Source organism: Microbacterium testaceum StLB037, assembly GCF_008763945.1.
Classification (GTDB): domain Bacteria; phylum Actinomycetota; class Actinomycetes; order Actinomycetales; family Microbacteriaceae; genus Microbacterium; species Microbacterium testaceum_G.
On the sequence record NZ_VTQH01000001.1, the window covers coordinates 757,797 to 778,392 of the forward strand.

The 20,596-nt window shown below is 70.3% G+C and carries 23 protein-coding genes; 15 read left to right on the plus strand and 8 right to left on the minus strand.

All coding sequences use genetic code 11. From position 1 onward, the window contains the following. Positions 1-207: 207 nt before the first annotated feature. The 3 genes from F9B98_RS03510 (at position 208) to F9B98_RS03520 (ending at position 1,317) form a co-directional block, all read left to right on the plus strand. Positions 208-489 (plus strand): hypothetical protein, encoded by a 282-nt coding sequence (locus tag F9B98_RS03510; RefSeq protein ID WP_150952938.1) that lies wholly within the window; start codon positions 208-210, stop codon positions 487-489. Between the two features lie 70 nt (positions 490-559). Next, positions 560-1,084 (plus strand): YbhB/YbcL family Raf kinase inhibitor-like protein, encoded by a 525-nt coding sequence (locus F9B98_RS03515; protein ID WP_150952940.1) that lies wholly within the window; start codon positions 560-562, stop codon positions 1,082-1,084. 11 nt (positions 1,085-1,095) lie between these two features. Next, positions 1,096-1,317 carry a three-helix bundle dimerization domain-containing protein gene (locus F9B98_RS03520; RefSeq protein ID WP_150952942.1) on the plus strand — a complete coding sequence of 74 codons (222 nt, stop codon included), beginning with the start codon at positions 1,096-1,098 and terminating at the stop codon, positions 1,315-1,317. 24 nt (positions 1,318-1,341) lie between these two features. Here the strand turns inward: F9B98_RS03520 and F9B98_RS03525 are convergent, their stop codons facing one another. Beyond that, positions 1,342-2,139, minus strand: coding sequence for a PIG-L family deacetylase (locus F9B98_RS03525; RefSeq protein ID WP_225310278.1), 798 nt, complete (start codon positions 2,137-2,139; stop codon positions 1,342-1,344). On the opposite strand from F9B98_RS03525, the gene F9B98_RS16080 reads away from it, so the two are divergent. The 8 genes from F9B98_RS16080 (at position 2,072) to F9B98_RS03555 (ending at position 9,246) form a co-directional block, all read left to right on the plus strand. Beyond that, positions 2,072-2,515: a hypothetical protein gene (locus tag F9B98_RS16080; RefSeq protein ID WP_225310289.1), complete on the plus strand. Its 444-nt coding sequence runs from the start codon at positions 2,072-2,074 to the stop codon at positions 2,513-2,515. The genes F9B98_RS03525 and F9B98_RS16080 overlap by 68 nt on opposite strands. A gap of 198 nt (positions 2,516-2,713) precedes the next feature. Continuing rightward, the gene (locus tag F9B98_RS03530) at positions 2,714-4,303 is read left to right on the plus strand and encodes a sugar transferase (protein WP_150952947.1); all 1,590 of its coding nucleotides are present in this window, start codon (positions 2,714-2,716) and stop codon (positions 4,301-4,303) included. Between the two features lie 76 nt (positions 4,304-4,379). Then, positions 4,380-5,705, plus strand: coding sequence for a UDP-glucose dehydrogenase family protein (locus tag F9B98_RS03535; RefSeq protein WP_150952951.1), 1,326 nt, complete (start codon positions 4,380-4,382; stop codon positions 5,703-5,705). A gap of 136 nt (positions 5,706-5,841) precedes the next feature. Further along, on the plus strand, positions 5,842-6,066 hold the full coding sequence (locus F9B98_RS03540) for a hypothetical protein (protein WP_150952954.1): 225 nt from the start codon (positions 5,842-5,844) through the stop codon (positions 6,064-6,066). 8 nt (positions 6,067-6,074) lie between these two features. Beyond that, a complete protein-coding gene (locus tag F9B98_RS03545; RefSeq protein ID WP_225310206.1) occupies positions 6,075-6,482 on the plus strand; it encodes an MFS transporter permease in 408 nt (135 codons plus the stop codon). Between the two features lie 52 nt (positions 6,483-6,534). Continuing rightward, positions 6,535-6,720: a hypothetical protein gene (locus F9B98_RS15850; protein WP_191966654.1), complete on the plus strand. Its 186-nt coding sequence runs from the start codon at positions 6,535-6,537 to the stop codon at positions 6,718-6,720. A 23-nt stretch (positions 6,721-6,743) separates the two neighbouring features. Further along, the gene (locus F9B98_RS03550) at positions 6,744-8,750 is read left to right on the plus strand and encodes an ABC1 kinase family protein (RefSeq protein WP_191966655.1); all 2,007 of its coding nucleotides are present in this window, start codon (positions 6,744-6,746) and stop codon (positions 8,748-8,750) included. A gap of 61 nt (positions 8,751-8,811) precedes the next feature. Continuing rightward, the gene (locus F9B98_RS03555; RefSeq protein ID WP_150952961.1) at positions 8,812-9,246 is read left to right on the plus strand and encodes a VanZ family protein; all 435 of its coding nucleotides are present in this window, start codon (positions 8,812-8,814) and stop codon (positions 9,244-9,246) included. A 283-nt stretch (positions 9,247-9,529) separates the two neighbouring features. On the opposite strand, the gene F9B98_RS03560 is transcribed toward F9B98_RS03555, so the two are convergent. Further along, positions 9,530-10,198, minus strand: a complete 669-nt coding sequence (locus F9B98_RS03560; RefSeq protein WP_191966656.1) for a hypothetical protein — start codon at positions 10,196-10,198, stop codon at positions 9,530-9,532. Positions 10,199-10,418: 220 nt separating this feature from the next. Between F9B98_RS03560 and tatA the strand changes: the two genes are divergently transcribed. Continuing rightward, entirely contained in the window at positions 10,419-10,661 is a 243-nt protein-coding gene (gene tatA / locus F9B98_RS03565; RefSeq protein WP_150952968.1) for a twin-arginine translocase TatA/TatE family subunit, read from the plus strand. Positions 10,662-10,723: 62 nt separating this feature from the next. Further along, complete coding sequence (gene tatC, locus F9B98_RS03570) at positions 10,724-11,458, plus strand: twin-arginine translocase subunit TatC (RefSeq protein WP_150952971.1); 735 nt, start codon at positions 10,724-10,726, stop codon at positions 11,456-11,458. 17 nt (positions 11,459-11,475) lie between these two features. On the opposite strand, the gene F9B98_RS03575 is transcribed toward tatC, so the two are convergent. Further along, entirely contained in the window at positions 11,476-11,829 is a 354-nt protein-coding gene (locus F9B98_RS03575) for a hypothetical protein (protein ID WP_150952974.1), read from the minus strand. 91 nt (positions 11,830-11,920) lie between these two features. Next, entirely contained in the window at positions 11,921-12,196 is a 276-nt protein-coding gene (locus tag F9B98_RS03580; RefSeq protein ID WP_150952977.1) for a helix-turn-helix domain-containing protein, read from the minus strand. 351 nt (positions 12,197-12,547) lie between these two features. Here F9B98_RS03580 and F9B98_RS03585 point away from each other — a divergent pair, with 351 nt between their 5' ends. After that, positions 12,548-14,023, plus strand: coding sequence for a sugar transferase (locus F9B98_RS03585; RefSeq protein ID WP_150952980.1), 1,476 nt, complete (start codon positions 12,548-12,550; stop codon positions 14,021-14,023). A 58-nt stretch (positions 14,024-14,081) separates the two neighbouring features. Here F9B98_RS03585 and F9B98_RS03590 read toward each other — a convergent pair whose 3' ends face one another. After that, on the minus strand, positions 14,082-15,734 hold the full coding sequence (locus F9B98_RS03590) for a polysaccharide biosynthesis tyrosine autokinase (protein ID WP_225310279.1): 1,653 nt from the start codon (positions 15,732-15,734) through the stop codon (positions 14,082-14,084). Positions 15,735-16,051: 317 nt separating this feature from the next. On the opposite strand from F9B98_RS03590, the gene F9B98_RS03595 reads away from it, so the two are divergent. Continuing rightward, on the plus strand, positions 16,052-18,523 hold the full coding sequence (locus F9B98_RS03595) for a LuxR C-terminal-related transcriptional regulator (protein ID WP_150952986.1): 2,472 nt from the start codon (positions 16,052-16,054) through the stop codon (positions 18,521-18,523). Here F9B98_RS03595 and F9B98_RS03600 read toward each other — a convergent pair. The 3 genes from F9B98_RS03600 to F9B98_RS03610 all read right to left on the minus strand — a co-directional run bounded on the left by F9B98_RS03600 (position 18,498) and on the right by F9B98_RS03610 (position 20,489). Next, positions 18,498-18,713, minus strand: a complete 216-nt coding sequence (locus tag F9B98_RS03600; RefSeq protein WP_150952990.1) for a hypothetical protein — start codon at positions 18,711-18,713, stop codon at positions 18,498-18,500. The genes F9B98_RS03595 and F9B98_RS03600 overlap by 26 nt on opposite strands. Before the next feature lie 10 nt (positions 18,714-18,723). Next, entirely contained in the window at positions 18,724-19,419 is a 696-nt protein-coding gene (locus tag F9B98_RS03605; RefSeq protein WP_150952993.1) for a DUF998 domain-containing protein, read from the minus strand. Positions 19,420-19,904: 485 nt separating this feature from the next. Next, positions 19,905-20,489, minus strand: coding sequence for a hypothetical protein (locus tag F9B98_RS03610; RefSeq protein WP_150952996.1), 585 nt, complete (start codon positions 20,487-20,489; stop codon positions 19,905-19,907). Between the last annotated feature and the right edge of the window lie 107 nt (positions 20,490-20,596).

Below are 20,596 nucleotides of genomic sequence, written 5' to 3' on the forward strand. Positions count from 1 at the left end.
TTCCCCTCGCCCTCGGGCGCCGTTCGACGCTATCGCGGCGACGGCTCTTTCCGAATTCGAAACCCCGCAGTCCCGCCACCCGGCGGGGTGGGGTGGAACCGATCGGCGGATCACGCTCCCACAGCGCGAGCGGATGAGCAGCGGGTCCGCACCGCACGCATCGACGATCCTCAGCGCGCACCTAAAGAGACTGACGACACTCGCACCATGCAGACGTCCACACCGCCGCGGTCATTGTCGCCCGCTGCTCTGCGCATCCGCGCCGTCCTCAACGACTGGGACCCCATCGGGGTCCACCACATCGGCCAGGGATGGCCCGCCGACGAGTACGACGACCTCATCCTGCCGATCCTGGCTGCTCTCGATGCGCAGCCCTCCGTCGACGATCTCGCCGTGCAGTTGCGCTCCGTCGTCGAGAACGACTACGGACTCCCCGCGCCCGACGGTTGCCACGAGACCGCGCTCGCCCTTCTCCGGCTCCCGCGCTGAGCGCTATCCCTCGACGGAGCCGGACGCAAGCCCCGCCGTCCGGTCACCGTCGGGCTCTAGCCTCCCCCTCATGGTCGATCTCTCCCGCCCGCAGACGCCCGATCCGTACCCCCTCCTCCCGTCCGCGCCGTCCTTCGACGTGCGCAGCGACGACGTCGTCGACGGGCAGCCGCTGAAGGACGATCAGGTCGCCGACAAGGGGAACAGCTCCCCGCACCTCGCGTGGTCGAACGTGCCCGAGGGCACCCGGTCCTTCGTGATCACGGCCTTCGACCCCGACGCTCCCACCCCGAGCGGCTTCTGGCACTGGGTTCTCGTCGACGTTCCCGCGGACGTGCGGGAACTGGCATCCGGTGCTGCCGGCGAGGCCCTCCCCGGCGCGGCCTTCCACGTGCGCAACGACGGCGGCGAGGCCGGCTTCCTCGGTGCCGCTCCGCCGCAGGGCGACCAACCGCATCGATACTTCTTCGTCGTCCACGCCGTCGGCGAGGAGTCGCTCGGCGTCGACGCCGACGCCTCTCCCGCCGTCGTCTCCTTCAACCTGGCCTTCAAGACGCGGGGTCGAGCGATCCTGCACGGCACCTATCAGCACTGAGGAGCCGGACGATGACGAAGCGCGACGAAGGTTTCGACAAGGACGAGACGATCGCGGGCGTCGAGGAGCGGGTGAAGGCGCGCTTCCCCGAGGCCGCGCCCGAGATGGTGCACGAAGAGGCCGTCGTGGCCGTGGACAAGTACGCCGACGCCCCGGTGAAGGACTTCGTCGACATCATCGCCGAGCGCGAGGCTCGGGCTGCGGTCGCGGATTCCCTGACGACCGAGTCCTGATCTCGCCCGAGGTCACCCCGCGGGTCACCCCATCTGCAGTTCGCCCTCGGCCTTGGGGTACGACCGCTGCAACCACTCGCCGAACTTGCGGGTCTTGAGGCACGCCGTGCGATCGGCGCACCGGATCACCTGGTCCTGCTGCGTGTAGATGCGGTACGTGTCGACCTTCCTGTCGAGCACGGCGCCCTCGAGATTGCGCGGCAGATTCTCCGAGGGGTAGCCCACGAAATACCGGATGCCGGGCCCCACCGCCGCATCGGAGGTCAAGGTGTCGCGCACGAGGGCGCCGACGACCGAATGATCGGGGTGGTCCCCGGGGGCGAAGGCGCTTCCCCGGGGAATGTGGGTGAGCGTGCTCTCGGGAGCGAACGCCGACGCCAGTTCCCGCACGGAGGCCACGAGTTGATCCCGCGTCACCGCGGGGCCCCCGTCGACCGGGCTGAGCGAGCCGGCCGCTCCGTCGTAGAGCTTGCTCAGGGTGGCATGCCCCGTCGCGTCGAAGCCGGCGCCGGTGATGTTGCCGTCCGGAAGGCGCAGGAACAGCGCCGACACACGCGGATCGTCCTTCGGCGTGAGCCGACGTACCTTCATGCCCGTGTCGAGCGTGATCTCGCTGACATCCCACTCGCCGTCCTTACCCCGCATGGCGTTGTAGGCGCGCAGGATGCCGAGCTCCCGGGCCTGCACGTACCCCATGCCCTTGCCCGCGTCGCCGGCCGTGACGAACACGGTGCGCACGCACCGTCCGGCGCCGATGGCGTCCGAGATGGTCGGGTTCGCGAAGATGATGTCGTCGTCGGGGTGGGCCCAGACCGTCAGCAGGGTCGATGACCCCTCGCACCCCTGCGCCGCCGGGGAGGCCGGGGGCGGGGGCGGAACCGGCGTCGAGGTCGGCGTCGGCGTCGAGATCGGCGGGGGCGTCGAGGGCGACGTCGTCGTCGGCGCGGCGGGCGTCGCGGAGGCCGCCGGCGACGCGGTCGACACCGGCTCGGGCCGCAGCAGGGCGAAGCCGAGGATCCCGGCGACGGCGATCGCCACGATGGCGGCGACGGCGATGGCCGCGATCAGACCGGCCGATGCTCTGCGACGGCGTGGCGAGGTCGAGGGCGTCGAGGCGCGGGGCATCGGAACCTTTCGTGCGGACGGCGGTGGCGACCCCGCCGTGCGGCACGATCTCGCGGGAGCCGAGCTCGGCTGATCCGCGCCCGAGTGTAGAGGAACAGTCTCCGCCGTACCAAGGCTTCACCCGCCGGACGGGTTTCGGCGTTCGGCCGGTCATGTTTCCTCCGTATGACGAGAGGCGACGGGTGAATCAGCGGGTGAATTTGCCTGTTACTGTTCGCGGGAGAGTTCCACTCGCGGGGGTGGCGCGCGCGGCGTGGGGGAAGGGGCACACATGGCGATCTCTGGCCTGCGCCCGGACGCGTCGTCCTCCGATGCGAACCCGGACGACATCCTCCCCACGCTCGCGGGTGACGCGACCCCGCCGTCCACCTCGGCGGCGACGCCGCGATCCGTGACACCGGTATCGACCCTCGCGCACACGCGCGACCCGTGGCGCCGCCGCTACCGCCGCAACCTCGTCGTCACCGACTTCCTCGCCCTGGTGTGGGTCGTGTACGGCACCCAGCTGCTGTGGTTCGGCCTGGGCAACGCCCAGCTCGCCGCGGGGCGCGACAGCCGTATCAGCGACCTGTCGTACTGGGCCTTCTCGGCGATCCTCATCGTCACCTGGATGTGGGCCCTCGCCTTCGTCGAATCCCGCAGCGACCGCGTGATCGGCACCGGTTCCGCCGAGTACGTCCGCATCGCCGACGCCAGTTTCCGCCTGTTCGGGACCGTCGCGATCATCGCGTTCCTCACACAGATCGACGTCGCCCGCGGCTATCTCCTGGTGAGCCTGCCCCTCGGTATCCTGGTGCTCTGCTTCACCCGCTGGATGTGGCGTCAGTGGCTCGTGGTGCAACGGTCGCGCGGGCGGTATTCGGCGAACGTGCTCCTGGTGGGCTCGCTCCCCTCGGTGACGCAGTTGGCCCGAGAGCTGGCGCGCACCCCGAGCGCGGGATACCGCGTGGTCGGCGCGTGCGTGCCGAACGGCAAGATCGCCGACACCATCCCCGGCACGGCGATTCCGATCATGGGTCACGTCGGGGACGTGACCGGCGCGCTCCAGGCGACCGGGGCCGACACCGTCGCGATCACGAGCGCCGACGAGCTGCCCGCCGAGAAGGTCAAAGAGATCTCCTGGAGTCTCGAGGCCGGCCGCCAGCACCTCGTGCTCGCGCCGAGCATCGTCGACGTCGCCGGACCGCGCCTGCACACCCGTCCGGTCGCCGGCCTTCCGCTCATCCATGTCGAGACGCCCAAGTTCTCGAGGGGACAGAGCTTCCTGAAGAGATCCGTCGATCTCATCGCCGCCAGTGTCGGGGTGGTGCTGCTCAGCCCTCTGCTGCTGTTCCTGGCCCTGACCGTACGACTGTCGAGCGAGGGACCGGTCCTCTTCCGCCAGACGCGGGTGGGTTTCCGCGGTCGCGAGTTCACCATGATCAAGTTCCGCTCGATGGTGATCAACGCGGAGGAACTCCTCGCTCAGCTGGCCTCGCAACAGCGCGACTCGGGCAACGAGGTGCTGTTCAAGATGAAGAACGATCCGCGGGTGACGCCGATCGGTCGGATCATGCGCAAGTTCAGCCTGGATGAGCTCCCCCAGCTGTTCAACGTCATCGGCGGATCCATGTCCCTCGTCGGTCCCCGCCCGCCCCTTCCGTCGGAGGTGGCGGTCTATGCCGACCACGTCCACCGCCGCTTCCTCGCCAAGCCCGGGATCACCGGCCTGTGGCAGGTGAGTGGGCGCTCCTCCCTCTCCTGGGAGGAGTCGGTTCGACTCGACCTGTCCTACGTGGAGAACTGGACCCTCCTCGGCGACTTCGTCATCCTCGGCAGAACGGCCCGCGCAGCGCTCGCCCCCGGCGAGACCGCGGCGTGACCGTCGCTCCGCTGCGCCGCGGCATCCCTCGTGGGGTCCGTGCGTGTGCTCTCCGAAAATCTGAAAGGCTCTGATCGTGCGTCTGTCTGTGGTGGGTTGCGGATATCTGGGAGCCGTTCACGCGGCGGCGATGGCCTCGATCGGCCACGAGGTGGTCGGTATCGATGTCGATGAGCGCAAGATCGCCGCGCTCTCCCGAGGTGAGGCACCGTTCTTCGAGCCCGGCCTGCAGCAGATCCTCACCGAGGGCATCGCTTCGGGGCGCCTGACCTTCACGACCGAGATGTCGGCGGCGCAGGGCGCCGCGGTGCACTTCGTGGGCGTCGGAACCCCCCAACAGGCGGGTGGCTACGCCGCCGACCTCACCTATGTCGACGCCGCGATCGACGGACTGCTGCCGTACCTCACCCCGGGCGACGTCGTGGCGGGCAAGTCGACCGTCCCGGTGGGCACCGCCGCGCGACTGGCCCCTCGGGTGGCGGAGCGCGGCGCCGTCCTCGTGTGGAATCCGGAGTTCCTCCGCGAAGGATGGGCCGTTCAGGACACCATCGACCCCGACCGACTGGTCGCGGGCGTCCCCTCCGACGACGGCGCCCCGACGGCGGAGGGCGAGCGGACAGCGCAGATCCTCCGCGAGGTCTATCACCCCTCCATCGCGAAGGGCACGCCCTTCATCGTCACCGACTACGCGACGGCGGAGTTGGTCAAGGTCGCCGCGAACGCGTTCCTCGCCACGAAGATCAGCTTCATCAACGCCATGGCCGAGATCGCCGAGGTCACGGGGGCCGACGTGACGACCCTGGCCGACGCGATCGGTCACGACGCGCGCATCGGCCGCCGGTTCCTCGGTGCCGGCATCGGATTCGGCGGGGGCTGCCTCCCCAAGGACATCCGCGCGTTCTCGGCGCGCGCCGAAGAACTCGGGCGCGGCGAGTCGATCGCCTTCCTCCGCGAAGTGGATGCCATCAACCTCCGCCGCCGCGACCGTGCGGTGGAACTCGCGATCAGCGCGCTGGGAGGGAGCGTCTTCGAGAAGAAGATCGCCGTTCTGGGCGCGGCCTTCAAGCCCCACAGCGACGACATCCGCGACTCCCCCGCTCTCGACGTGGCCGTGCGCCTGCACGGGCTCGGTGCGCACGTGACCCTGACCGACCCGGCCGCGATCGACAACGCGCGCCGCGTGCACCCGCAGCTCGCCTATGACGACGATCTCGATTCCACCCTCCGCGGTGCGGACGCGGTCATCGTGGTCACCGAGTGGGACGAGTACCGACGGGAACTGAGCCCTGAGCACGCCGCATCGCTCGTGCGGGGCCGAGTCGTGATCGACGGACGCAACTGCCTCGACCCCGCCGCCTGGCGCGCCGCCGGCTGGGCCTACCACGGCATGGGTCGCCCCTGACGGACCGCTGTCGTCCGATCGATGCGGGTTCCCGCGTGACGAAACCCGTGGCACGCCCGTCTCAGTGGTGACGGATCCCGCCCCTCGGCTTCCCAGCCGGCGAGGGGGCGGGGTTCTCATCGACAAGGAGACAGCCATGCGCAACAAGCTCATCCTGATCGGCGCCGTCGCTCTGATCGCCTACGCCGTCGGAACCCGCACCCCGCGCGTCCAGATCAAGAACCGCGAGTCGGTCGGCCACCAGATCGTGCGTCTCTGGAACGACCCGCGGGCGCGCAAGCGTCGTCACAAGGCCGCCAAGAAGGCGGCTCGAGCCGCCGAGAAGCGCGCCAAGAAGGCCGCGCGCGATCTTCGGAAGTGAGACGGGCCATGACGCGCTTCTCCACGGACGCGGGCCTGGTGACCTCCCGCCGCAGCGCCACCGCTGCGGCCGTGGGGGCAGGTCTCATCGTCATGATCGCCCTCGTGCTGTATCTGCCGCTCGTCGGCTTCCTCGCCGGCGCCACCGCGAGCACCGCCGGCCTGATCCCGTTCCCCACGCTGAGCGTGGGGTTGGTGACGGTGTTCGGCGCCGTCGTCGTCCTGGGACTGCTGGCCCTCGCCGCCACGCGTCGACGCTCGGGCGTGGCCTGGGTGCTGGTGGTCGTCGCCATCCTCGCGGCCCTCGGTGTCACGGCCTTCCCCCTCGTCGCGGTCGTCCTCGGTTCGGCGCAGCGCGTGGGCGAGATCGGTCCCGTCGTCTCGAGCCTGTGGCAGCAGGTGTCGGGCTTGTTCTGAGAGCCCCTGTGGACAACGACTGACACCCTGCATGCGCATGTCAGAATGCCGCATGCACACCTTCACCCTCCCCGCCCTCCACCACCACGGCCACCCACTCGGGTCCGACCATGACGACGACGTGCTCGCGGGCTTCGCCCCGGCGTGCGCATCCTGCGGGGGCGTCGTCGAACCCCTCGAGAGAGGTGCGGCGGCGTGGTGGCACTGCCCTCGATGCGGGCTGGCCCGACTCGCCTGAGCCCGCCGGGCTACGCTGACCACGTGGTGGCCAGCATTCTGATCTCGATCGCCGCGGTCGTCTCGGCGGTCCTCGTCGGCTTCGTCGCGCGGCGCGTGCTCGGCACGGCCGTCGGATGGCCCCGCAGCATCGTCGTCGGCCTGCTCGTCTTCCTGCTGGGAATCCCCTCGGCGGGATGGACCCTGCGCCAGACCGGCTTCCCGGACGCCTCGGCATCCCTCCCCGCCGAAGACGGATGGATCTGGGCGGGGCTGATCGCCCTCTCCCTCGCCTGGGTCTTCGCGCTCGGGGTCGCTGCGCTCGTCGCCAGCGAGGCGATCTTCCCGACGCGCCCGCTCCGCAATCCGATCGACGTCGTGCGAGCGGCACTCCGGCAGCGCAAGCGCACCCGAAGGTATCTGGAGATCCTCGCGATCGCATCGCGTCACGGTGTGGGCTGGATGTTCCACGGGGGCCGAGCCCGCGTCGAGGAGCAACTGAGCACGTCGGAGGAGCGCGCCCGCGCCGTCGTGGCGACGATCAACGACGCCGGCGTCAGCTTCGTCAAACTCGGTCAGGTGCTGTCCACCCGTCGCGACCTCGTGCCCGAGCCGTACCTGAGCGCGCTCGCGTCTCTGCAGACGAGCGCCACGACCCTCCCGTGGGACACCGTGCGCGCGGTGATCGAGAACGACCTGGGAGTCCCCATCGACGCTGTGTACGCGGAGGTCGACCCGACCCCCCTGGCGGCGGCCTCCGTCGCTCAGGTACACAGGGCACGCCTGCTCGACGGCACGCCCGTCGTCGTCAAGGTGCAGCGCCCCGCGGCGCGGGCGCAGGTGGAGGCGGATGCCGACATCATCGGCCGCCTCGCGCACCGGGCGGAGGCGCGCACGCGTGTCGGTCGCGACCTGCGGATCGAGTCGGTCGCACGTGGATTCACGGCGACTCTGCTCGAGGAACTCGACTACCGGATCGAAGCGCGCAACACGCAGATGATCGGATCGACCCTCGAGCTGATCGACCGTGCCGAGCCCGCACGACGCGGACTCGTGACGGTTCCGCAGGTCTTCGCCGAGGCGTCAGGACAGCGTGTGCTCACGATGGGACTCGTCGACGGAGCGGCCCTCAGCGACGCGGCTCCCCTCATCGCCCGTCTCGACCCCGACCGGCGCGACCGTCTCGCGGAGACGCTCATGGCCACGGTCCTCGAGCAGATCCTGGTCTACGGGGTGTTCCACGCCGATCTGCACCCCGGGAACGTGCTCCTCAAGGCCGACGGCACCCTCGGTCTCATCGACTTCGGCGCCGTCGGCATCATCGAGAGGAGCCGGCGCCAGCACATGACGGCCTTCCTCCTGGCAGCCCTTAGCGAGAACGATGTGGCCGCCACCGACGCCCTGCTCCTGATCGTGGACGCCCCCGACGACGTCGACCTCGAAGCCTTCCGGCACGACGTCGGCGTGGTCCTCACCACCGAACATCTCCGCACGAGCGGCCACGGCTCGATCTTCACGCGGATGGTCGACGTCATCCGCCAGCATCACATCGCCCTCCCGGGCGAGCTGGCGTCGGCGTTCCGCAGTTTCGCGACCCTCGAGGGGTGTCTTCGGGTCATCGTGGACGATTTCGACATGGTCGGTCGCGCTCTTCCGCTCATGCCGACGCTTCTGCGCAGGACGGTGTCGATCTCGCGGATGGCCACCGACGCACAGGCGCAGGCGGTCATCGCCCTCGCGCGCCTGGAGCAGATCCCCCGCCGCCTCGACGCCCTGCTCACGGGCGTCGAGAAGGGATCCATCGGAATCACCCTCCGCAGCGCCGACGGAGAAGACGTCAGCGGCATCCTCGGCCGTGCGACGGGCGAGATCGCGTCGACCCTCGTCTCGATCGCGGCCGTCGTCATCGCCGTCGTCCTGATCATCGCGGGCGGCGGTCCGGTGCTCGGCGGGTCCATCACGCTCTTCGCCGTGCTCGGCGCGGTCACCGGGCTCTTCGGCTTCCTCGGCCTGCTCCGTATCGTCCGCAGGACGTTCGGTCGCCGCTCCTGAACCCTGCTCACCCCGCCGCCGGAGCACCGTGACGGGGGTCGGGGTGTGCCTACAGTGGTGCGTGCCCACCCCCGGCGCGCCGCTCCGGCGCAGACACGTCGCGATGATCGTGGCGGCCGTCTACCTCTGCGGCCTCGGGGTCATCCTGCTCTGGCCCGATCATCTCGACCGTCACGCCGGTGCTGCTTACGCGATCCTGTACGCCCTCTTCCCCGGTGCGACCGCCGAGACGATGGACTTCGGCCTCAACGTCGTCCTCTTCGCGCCCTTCGGCGTCCTCTTGTCGGCGCTGCTGCGCGGACACCCTTGGCGACTGCTCGGCGTCGCCTGGGTGGTCCCGCTCCTGGTCGAGATCTTCCAGGGGGTCTTCCTGCCCGGGCGAACCAGCAGCGCCCTGGACGTCGCCGCCAACACCGTCGGTGGTGTCGTCGGGGCGGTCGCGACGGTGGTCGTCCGACGCTTCCTCACCCGCTCGCACACCCGCGATCGGTCCTGACTTCGCCCCCTCCGGGGCCGGTGCCGTGGCCCGAGCCGCTTCCTCCCCGAGGTCGCGCAGGATTCGACGCGGGTCGAGCTGACGCGGGTCGTACTCCCGCCAGTCGGGGGCCAGCTCGTCGAGCTCACCCACGACCTGAGATCGGCCCTGCTGATACAGCGCGTGCACGCGGCCGACGAAGCGCGGCAGGGCTCGACGCCACTCCCGAAGCCTCGCCGGGCCCGCGATGACGCCGATCAGGATGCCCACGATGACAAGCTTGTCGATCCCCATGTCGAACATGTCACGACCGCCAGGGGGCCACGGAAGGCATCGGCGACGCCGCTCTCGAGCGGTACTCCCGACGCGAGGAAGGGATGCCGACGGCTCCCTCTCCCTCGGCCGCGACGGCGGGGAGGGCGTTGAGGGCTCCGAGGATCGCCGAGACGGCGAGAGTGGCCTGCCGCTCGAACTCCAACCACACAGGCTCTCCTTGCCCGATCGGATCCACGATGTCGTCGTCACTGCCCGCACCCGCGGAGGAGACGGCGAGCCGCGCGCGGGCCGCCGCGCGCACGAGGGTCGGCCACGACGACGCCGCCTCGCGCACCCGGGCCGACTCGACGAGACGCGCGAATTCCCTCACCGTGAACACGGATGAGATCAAGTCGGGGCGCAGGTCGAGGACGACGCGGCGGTGCGCGCGCTCGGCGCACAGGACCGTGTCGCCGGTCTGCAGGACTGCGTCATCGAGTCGCCGCGAACGATGAGCGCTCAGGTCGACGCCGTAGACGCCCCCGAGCCGGACCACCTCGTCGACGGCGGGCATCCCTGCTCGCGCTACCGTGCCGGCGCTGGCGACGACGAGGGCGGAGGCCGAGCCCGCGGCGAGACGCGAGGCCAGCAATCCCCCCACGAAGGGGGATCGGATCACGTTGGCCGTGCAGACGACGACGATGCGACCGCCGATCATCCTGTGCTCTTCCGCATCGTTCCGCTCCTCCCGCGCCGACCGCGACGCCCGGACAGTCAAGCTCATCCGGTTCTCGAGGCTGGCCGGGCCGGAAACTACGGGCACCCTCGCTCGGCAGGTGAAGTGGCCCCTCCTCGAGGGCGAAGTTGCGGTCCGACGCCCGGCGCCGCGCCGAGGGCGATCGACCATGGAGATTCGACTTCGAACGAAGGGTCCCCCGATGGGCATTTTCGGAAACGCGTTCTCCGGGTGGCATCTCATCCTCATCCTGGCCGTCATCCTGCTGCTGTTCGGCGCGGCCAAACTGCCCGGCCTCGCCAAGAGCGTCGGGGAATCGGTTCGCATCCTGAGGTCCGAGACGAAAGAGACCAAGGCCGGGAAAGACGCCGACACGCCGTCGCCGACCGCCACCACGGACGAGCACCCCGGACACGGCGGCTCCGGTTCGACGTCGACTCCATGACACGCAGCGGGCGCGGTCGACGCCCCCGCGAAGCCGGGCAGGCAGACGGCCGGGGAGGCGCCATGCCTCTGCTTTCGCACCTCTCCGAGCTGCGCAAACGCGTCACCATCGCCGCCGTGGCGATCATCGTCGCGGGAATCGTGGGCTTCGCCTTCTCGGATGCGGTCATCGCCGCGGCGGCCGAGCCTGTCGCCCACGTCACGGGGCCTTCGCTGACGAGCCTCAACTTCACGCGGATCGGCGAAGCTTTCGATCTGCGGTTCAAGATCGCCCTGGCCATCGGCATCGTGCTCGCCGCCCCCGTCTGGCTGTACCAGATCTGGGCTTTCCTCGTCCCGGGACTGACCCGACGCGAGCGACGCATCGGCGTCGCGTTCGTCGGCACCGCCGTTCCCCTCTTCGCCGGCGGTGTCGCCTTCGGCTGGTTGGTGGTGCCGCAGATCGTCCATCTGCTCGCCGGATTCGCACCGGCGGGCTCGACGACGATGCTGACGGCGAGTCAGTACTTCGACTTCCTCCTCAAGCTCGTCGTCGGCGTCGGAGTGGCTTTCGTGTCACCGCTCGCCGTCATCGCGCTGAACGCCGTCGGCGTCCTCAGCGCGGCGAGCATCATCCGAGGGTGGCGGGTCGCGCTGATCGTGATCGTGATCTTCTCGGCGACGGTCACCCCTCCGTCAGACCTCATGAGCATGCTCATCATCGCCCTCCCGCTGTGCGGCTTGTACGTCGGCTCCGCCCTCTGGGCATGGGCACACGACCGACGCGCCGCGCGCCGGGTGGCCGCCGCGTCCCGCTGACCCGACGGCCCCGCCGATCAGTCGAGGTCTTCCCGCGGAGACAGCACAGCGGCGACCGGGCGGTCCTCCCCCACGCGGGCGATGAGAGCACGTACCGCGTGCACCGGGAGACAGATCGACGTGCCGTCGCTCGTCTCGACCACCACCCACGTCTCGGAGTCGTCGCCGCGCTGCAGAAGTCCGACCTCGACATCCGTCAGGACCCCGGACCCACGCGCCGCGCCCCTGCGCACGCGCGCGGTGAGGCCGGTCCCCCGGCTGCGGTGATCCTCATCGTCGGGGTGCACGGTCGCACCGTGTTCGGTGGTGCACCACGCGAAGACGCATCTGCGGTCCTCGCTGGTCTGCTCGTGTCTTCCGCGTGAACTCATGCCTGACACCTCTCTTCCGGGGTCGCCGCCGACGACGACCCGAACACCGGTGGGCACGAACGCATTACATCGCGAACCTCCGACACCGCCGTCACTGACCGGGCGGGAGGCCCTTCGGCGGGGTGGGGATCAGGTCGCGAAGCGGTACTCCGAGGACGTCCGACAGCGCGACGAGAGTGCGCAGACGCGGATTCGCCGCGGTGCCGGGGTTGGATTCGCCCTTCTCGAGCTTGCGATACGTGAAGGTCGCCAGGCCCGCTGCGTGAGCGACCTGCTCCTGCGACATCTTCTTCTCGGCCCGCGCGCGCAGCATGCGCACGCCCAACTCTCGAGCGAAATCGGACCAGGGGTCGGGTGCGTCGGTCATGGTTCCAGCTTGATCGGCGGCCCACGCTCACATGAACATGTAAACATTCCCACCGAAGGCCTCGCGCCCCTTAGCCGACGCCCGCGGGAACGGGTGAGGTCGATGCCCTCCGGGGTGAGATCGCAGGCGATCATCCGACTAGGGAGAACGCGCGCGCCGCCCCGCCCTGAGCGGCACGCGCACCGCGGGAAGCGGACGCTCAGCGCTCGACAGGCGCCTCACCCCGTTGCGCTCCGGGAAGCACGTTCCGATCGCGCGACGGCGAGGTGGGAGAGTCCCCGCGCCCACCGCCCTCTCCGCACCCGGAGCGAGGCACGGGGAAAGTCCCCGGGCGTCAACTGCGGAGCAGTCATGAAAACATCCGTCTCACTCGCTGAGTCACCCGAAGTCCCCGCGGAGATCACCCCGCCCTCGGGCCCGCGCCGCGGCTCCTGGCAGCGGCGGTACGCACGCCTCGTCGCAGGTGTCGACGTCGTGGTGGTCTTCGCCGCCGTGTTCGGCTCGCAGGTCGTCTGGCTGGGCCCGCACACCGTCCACGTGGCATCCGCTCCGCTGGACTACACGACGGTTTCCGCCGTGCTCTCCGTGGCGTGGCTGATCGCGCTGGCGGTGTGGGGCACACGCCAGCCGAGGGCCATCGGGTACGGCGTCGGGGAGTATCGACTCATCCTGAGCGCTTCGGCGCAGCTCTTCGGGCTCGTCGGGATCGCGGCGTATCTGACGAGTGCCGATCTCTCCCGCGGGTACTTCCTGCTCGCCCTCCCCCTGGGCGCGGCGAGCCTCGTCTTCGGACGCATGATCTGCCGCGTGTGGCTCGCTCGACGCCGTCGCGCCGGCGGGATGAGCACCCGGGTCCTGCTCGTGGGCAGTGCGCAGGAGAACATCCGCGTCGCCGACGAGCTCGCACGACACCCCGCCGCGGGACTGCGCGTCGTGGGCGAACTCGCCGTCGCCCGGGCGAGCTCGGGGGCGACCTGGACCGACGACCTGGCGGGCGATCTTCGCGACCGGCTGTCCGTGTGCGAGGCCGACAGCGTGCTGGTCTCCGGTGGGGCGACGCTCGACGCCCACGACATCCGACGTATCGGGTGGACCCTCCACCCCGGCCGACAGCACCTCATCGTCGCCGTCAATCTCACCGACGTCGCGGGCCCGCGCCTGCACACGCGCCCGGTCGCGGGACTGCCGCTCGTCCACGTCGAGACGCCCCGGTTCTCCGCCGCCCAGAGCGTGATGAAGCGCGGCTTCGACATCCTGGGATCGGGGGCTCTGATCCTCCTGCTCTCTCCCGTGCTGGCGGCGATCGCTCTTCTGGTGCGCGCGTCCGGGCCCGGCCGGATCCTCTACCGTCAGGAACGCGTGGGCCAGGGCGGAGAGCCCTTCGGGATGCTCAAGTTCCGGTCGATGATCGACGGGGCCGACTCCCGACTACAGGAGCTGCTGTCCGCCCAGGGCCGCTCGGAAACCCCGTTGTTCAAAGTGGAGAACGACCCGCGCATCACCCCCGTCGGACGATGGCTGCGCAAGTACTCCTTGGACGAGCTCCCGCAGCTGTTCAACGTGCTGGGCGGCCAGATGAGCCTCGTCGGCCCCCGGCCTCAGCGAGACGCCGAGGTGCGCTTCTACGACGACGACGCGCACCGCCGCCTGATGGTGCGCCCGGGCATGAGCGGCCTGTGGCAGGTGAGCGGCCGCTCCGCCCTCGCCTGGGACGACGCGATCCGCCTCGATCTGTTCTACGTGGAGAACTGGTCGCTCGTGGGAGATGTGGCGATCCTGCTCCGAACCTTCAAGGCGGTCTTCGCGCCCGGCTCCACCGCGCACTGAGAACGACGAAGGCGCCGACTCGATCGAGTCGGCGCCTTCGTCGTTCACCGGGGAGCGCTCACCCCTCCCTCGACCGTCCTCGACGAGGAGGGATTCCGGATTCCTGCAGGGAGTGGTCGACGTTCGGATCGCCCCCGACTTCGCCCGCTCCATCACCCGCGGGGTTCCCCGGCTTCCTCCGCTGGGAGAGAGTCCGCAGTCCACTGACGTTCTCGGGCGGGAACTCGCTCGAGCGATGCTGCCTCGCCGCTGCCTCCTCTGCGCCCGACCCCGTCGAGGCGCCTCGACGGGTTCGCAGGAATCCGAACCGCCGCGAACGTCGGCCGCGCTGCGGGGCCCCGTAGCCGTAGTACCCGGCGTACTGCGAGCCGTAGTAGCCGGAGTCCGCTCCGCGCAGGGCCACGCGGTTCAGGACGATGCCGAGCAGCCGCCCTCGTGTCTTGGCGATGTTGTCGGCGGCGCGCGTGAGCATGTCGTCGGTCGTGCGGCCGGCGGTGACGACGAGGACGGCTCCATCCGCCCAGCTCGCGATCACGGCCGCGTCGGCCACGGCGAGGGTCGGCGGCGAGTCGATGATGACGACCAGATCCTCCGCGAGCTTGTGGGCGAGCGACTGCATCCGCTGCGAGCCCACCATCTCGCTCGGATTGGGGGGCGTGCGCCCCGCCGCGACGACGAACAGGCGCGCGTGCTCGTCGACCTGGTGCGCCACCTGTTCGATCTGAGCGCGTCCGGCCAACACGTCCGACAGGCCGACGTCGTCGGAGAACCCGAACACGCTGCCCAGGACGGGTCGCCGCAGATCGGCGTCGATCAGCACCACCGACTGTCCCGTCGCCGCGATGCTCACGGCGAGGTTCGCCGCGGTGGTCGACTTTCCGTCACCCGGCAGGGGGCTGGTCACGACCAGGATGCGGGCAGGACGATCGACGTCCACGTATTGGAGGTTGGTCCGGAGCTCGCGCACCGCCTCCTTATGCGCGAACGATCCGCGACCGTCCCTGATGTCGTCGAACGAGAAGACGGCTCGACCCCCGGCGAGCTCCTTGTCCACGGGGAGGGCACCGATCACCGAGGCATCGGTGACCTCGGCGACGTCGCGCACGGTGCGCACTCTGCGGTCGAAGGTGCGGCGGACGAGCGCGAAGATGACACCGATGACCGCGCCGCCCAGCGCGCCGATGGCGATGTCCAGCTTGACGTTCGGCGACGACGGCGCGGTCGGCAGGCGGGCGGAATCGCCGGCGACGAGGCGCACGGCCCCCTTCCCGCTGCCACCGGTCTCGAGCTGATCGACCTGCTTCGCCATCCCCTGGATCCATGCCTCGGCGAGGTCACGCGCGGCTTCGGGCGTGGGGCCCGTGGCATCTACCCGGACGTTGACCGTGTCGACGGGGTTCGACACCCGGATGCGTTGGACGAGCTCCTCGGGGCTGTCCGTCAGACCCAGCTGGTCGCGCGCCGTCTCCGCGACGCTGCGCCAATACCCCATGTCGACGAAGGACTTGACCTTCGAGAGGGCCAGCTGATCTCCGGCGAGCGCGGCTCCGGTCGATCCGTCCGAGGCGACGGCCGCGACGTATCCGCTCGCGTCGGCCGTGTACACCCGCGGCTGCACGGCGCTCCACGCGAAGCCCGCCAACCCGCCGATCACCGTGAGGGCGATGATCGCCCTCCAGTAGGCGCGCAAGATGCGCACCACCCGCTGCATATCCACTCGTTCCGCCTTTCGCCTGACGCAACGGCGGCGCCGTCGGGTCGCCCGAAGCCTAGGCACCCGCCACATCGCCGCCGCCGAGCGGGTGGCGGATGAGGACCGGGCGAAAAGCGGGGGGTACACCGGGCGACGCTCGAGGCGAGGGTGATGCCGAGAGGGTGAAGAGGGGATGACGAGGGGGATGAAAGATCCGGATTCGGCACGGGTGGGCCGTAGATCACCCACAAGATCATCTCGACGCGGCACTTTTTCGCCTCGTCGGCGACCGCCCCACCCGAAGGGGCGCGTCGCCCCAGCTCTGGGAGGTCCTGATGTTGATCGATGTGGATGCCGTGCCCGCCGGTGTTCGTGCTGTGCGTCGTACGAGCCGGTTCTGGGCCCCGCGTACCGACGCACTGAACCGTCTCGAAGAAGCACTCAGCAGCGACGTCGTCCTCCTGCGCGGACCCGCCGGCGTCGGCAAGACCTCTCTCCTGCGTCAGTTCGCGGCGGCGCTCGAGGCAGACCCCGAGCGCGGCGTGCAGTTCATCGACGGCACGCTCACCTCCCCCGAGGCGCTCCAACGCATCGTCGACGCGTTCGCCGAGGGACCGGCCGCTCACGTCCTGCTGATCGACAACCACGTCGAGGGCGTGGGGCTTTCCAGCGACCATCTCCTCCAGCTTCTGCGCGCCGACAGCAATCTGCGCCTGGTCGTGGCCACACGGCTGGCGACCGGGCTGGAGAGCCCGCTCATCGCCCTCGAGTTCGACGTGCAGGTCCTTCCCGCTCCCGACCTGCTCATGACCCGCGACGAAGTGGCCGCCGTCCTGACCCTGAACGGGATCGAATCGACCGAGGTCGCGATCGACGAGCTGGCGGAGCGGACGCACGGGTGGCCCGCGCTGGTGCAGCTGGCCGGTGCACGGCTCCGCCTGGAGGAGCTGACCCTGCGCACCCGAGAGGAGGCGGCCGCGGTGGCGGCCTACGCGGGCGCGGCGCTCACCCGCGACATGGAGCAACGCCTCACCGAGCCCGTCACCGACGACGTCCGACTCCTCGCCGTCGCCCCGTACGTCACAGAGCCGATCGCACACGCGCTGGGGGTCGACTCCACGGCGGGCACCACGCGAGAGCTGCTCGATCACCTGCAGAACGCGGGGTTCGTGTGGCCCAGTGCGACGAGACTGGTGCTGGCCGAGCCCATCCGCGAGCGCTGGCTGCACGACATCACCGCCCGACAGCCGGCGCTGGTGTCGGCGGCGCGGTTGCGCCTGCTCGACCACCTCGTCTCCGGCGGCGAACCGCTCCTCGCCGCCCAGCTCGCGGCCGACGCCGGGCAGTGGTCCATCTTGGCCCGGGTGCTGCGCAGCTCCGGACCGGAGATCTGGGCGCGCAACGGCGAGGGCTTCGCGCGCCTGCTCTCTCGCCTCCGGTCGAGCGCCCCCACCTCGCCGGCGGCCGTCGAGGCGCTGCTGACGCTCGACCCCGACACCGCGACATCGTCGGAAACCCCTGGACTCGTCGTCTCCGCCCTGAGCAGGCTCCCCGATGCCAAGAGCGCTGCGGCGGGCAACGCCGAGGCCCTCATCGTCCGCATCAGTCTTCTGCGCGCGGCCGGTCGGTTCGCTCTCGCGACCGAATCCGCCGGGATGCTCACGGACGTGTTGCGGCGGACACGGGATCTCCCTCCCGAAACCATGGCGGAGGGGTGGTATCAGGTGGCGTTGACGTCGCTCGCGATGGGGCGCCTGCGCGATGCGGCGGTCTCCCTGTCGCTCGCCGAGCGGACGGCTCCCCCTGCTCGTCGGCTCCGCGCGTGCGGCGCACGTGCCGTCATCTGCCTCATCGACGGCGACGTCCGCACCGCGCGGTCCATCGTCGAGGCCAACCGCGACGACAATTGGTACTCCTCCCCCTGGGGAGAGGGCCTGCGATTGGCATCCGCGTGGGTCGTCCTCGAGGGCGGGGAGGCGGAGAAGGCGCGCGAACTCCTCGACACCGTATCGGCCACCGCCGGCGCGCGCGAGCTCTGGCCTTTCGCCGCCTCCGCGCACATCCTGTCGTTCCTGCTGTCCGGTGCGGCCTCCGACGCCCTCGGTCTCCTCCGCACGTGGATGTCGCGGGCGCGCAGTACGCCGCCCTCGCACTTCCAGTCGACCCACCTTCTGATGGCGCGGGCGAAGGTTCTCATCGCCCTCCGGCAGGCTCGGAAAGCATCCGCCCTATTCGAGGGTCCCTTCACGCTCTCCCCCGTCACGGCACCCGCGATCGCCCTCTCGCACTTGTACGCAGGTCGGGCTCACGAGGCATTCGTCATGAGCGTCAAGTGGGGCCTCCACCACGAGCCCTCACCGCGCGCTGCCCTCGAGAGCCTCGTGATCAGCATCATCGCCGACGTGCGCCTTAACGGTGTCGCCTCTCACCGCGCGACCGCCCAGCGCGCCGAGGCCCTGAGCATCCGGCACGAGCTGTGGAGCGCGTGGGGCGCGGTGGCTCCGGAGGACCGGGCTCAGGTGGTGAAAGTGCTCTCCCCGTCGTCCCGCGCTCAGGTCGAGGCGCGTTCCTCCTTCTTCGCCTCGTCGGTCAGCGTGCCGCACCTGACCAAGCGCGAGCTGGTGGTGCTCAACCAACTCACCCCGACCTCGACGATCGCCGAGATCGCTCGCGCGCTCGTGGTCTCACCGAACACGGTGAAGACGCAGCTGCAGAGCCTCTACCGCAAACTCGAGGTGTCGGACCGCTCGAGTGCGATCCGGGCGGCCCACGCGTGGGGGCTCATCGAGGGCGATCCCGAGGTGTGATCGGGCGGGTGCGCCGGCGACGACGGGATCGCCCGATCATCAGCCGGGAGACACCGAGCAGCACGATCACGACCACGATGCCGGGAACGGACAGGGGAACCCCCGCTCCCTTGAGCACCGCCAGGATGACGACGAAGGCCGCGACCGGAGCCACCCACGAAAGGATGCGGAGCAGGCGTCTGTACGTCACGGCAGTAACGCTAATCCGTTCCGCGGCGCATCCGTGCCGAGGCTGAACGTCGTTCGTCCGCGGCCACCTGCAGACCGAAGACCCCGAACCAGGCGATCGCGAGGGTGGCCGCGGTGAACTCGAGGTTTCCGCCGAGCACGGTGTCGCCGCGGAACAGGGCGATCATCGCGCCCGTGAAGGACGTCGCGCCGACGGCCACGAGGGTGACCACCGAGGCGGTGCGCATCCAGGGGCGCCGCCGGACGGCGGCGACCTGACCCATGGCGACGATCGCGAGAACGAAGCCCAGTACGGCGAACGTGATGTGGATCAGATCCTGCGGGAGAGCCCCCGCCGTGAATGGAATGGGGCACCCGGGCGAGCAGGTCACGACCGACGCGACGCCGAAGCAGAAACCGCAGATGAGAAGGGTCGTGGCGACGGGCCACCCGACGACGTATCCCCCGCCCCGAGCGACGAGGGAACGGTCCACGAGCACAGCGGCGATCGCCAGCAGAAGCAGAGCGGTGTTGAAGACGGGCGCGGTCGGCATGGCCGTCGCACCGAGCTGACTCACGTACTGGACGCCGGGCTCCCACAGGCGGCACACCCAGATCAGGGCTGCGCTGAGGAACGCCGCGATCCCCCCGGATCCGGCGAGGAGGGCGGCGTGGGCGGGTGGCGTCCGCGTCGCCCGCGTGACGGGCCGCTCGACGGTCTCGGTCATCGGCTCCTCCTGCTACGGGCTCGGCCACACTACCGCTTCGTCGGGGTGCGACCGGCATCGGAGGTGATCTGCGGAGCGCGAGGGGTGATATCCGCCCGCTTCGGCGGGCTGGACGCCCGGCGAGGCCCGATGCTTGATCTCGCGGGCAGAGAAGAGCGCGACCTGTGAGCCGGGGGGCCGCGGGTCCGACGCGGATTCTCTGCCCGCGCCCTTTCCCGCGGTCCCGACCGATCGCGGCGCGACCACTCCGCCCAGAACATGTCGCGTCACCGCCCACTCCCGAGCGGGCGGGCGAAGTGCCGGGTGAGAAACGCCGGTGATCACGCTCCCGGACGAGACCGGGATGCCATCGTCGAACCGGGACGTTCGTCGAGTGGTTCTCCCCCAAGATCCCGACTCGGTCGACGGACGACCCTCCCCCGGATGCGCGGTCTCACCCGTCGGTGGGGCCGCGCATCTCTGCGCGCCTGCGTCGATGCCCGGGGTCAGTCACCGCGCCGGCGCCGCCGACCGCGCGAGATCACGAAGATCGCGCCGACGCCGATGACGGCGGCGGCCAGCAGCGGGATCAGCACGAAGGCGTACCGCCCCGCCTCGGCTTCGGGATCGGGCTCCGCTTGAGCGGAGTCGTCACCCGTGGCCGCGGTCGACGTCGCGCTCGGCGCGGGCGTCGTGGGCACCGGGGCGGGAGTTGCGGAGGCGGCGACGACGGTCAGCGTCGTCTCGGCGAGGACGGATTCCCCCGTTCCCACGGAGATCACCACGAAGCCCGACCGGGTGGGGGTGAAGTCGACCGACGCCGTCCCTCCGGAGACATCGACGACGGCCGTGGACGCGGCCCCCGCTGCCTCCGCGCCCGCGAACGCACCCGCCTCGGTGTCGGCGAGCCCGAAGGTGGCGGAGGAGAGGCCGCCGAGATCCGATGCGGTCACCGTGGTCGTCTCCCCGATCGAGACGGTCTCCGGCTCGGCGACGAGCTGCGGGGCACCCGCGGCCATCGCTCCGCCTGCGGGAGCGACCAGCATCGCGAAAATCGTCGTGGCGAGCAGCGCGGTCGTGGTGTGGCGCACGGTGTGATCCCTTCGTCGGTCAGGTCACGCTAGCCAGCGGCATCGCGTCCCACTCGGTGGTGGACGCGGCGGCCGACACGGGGTATGACCGCCCCGGGCGACCGCCT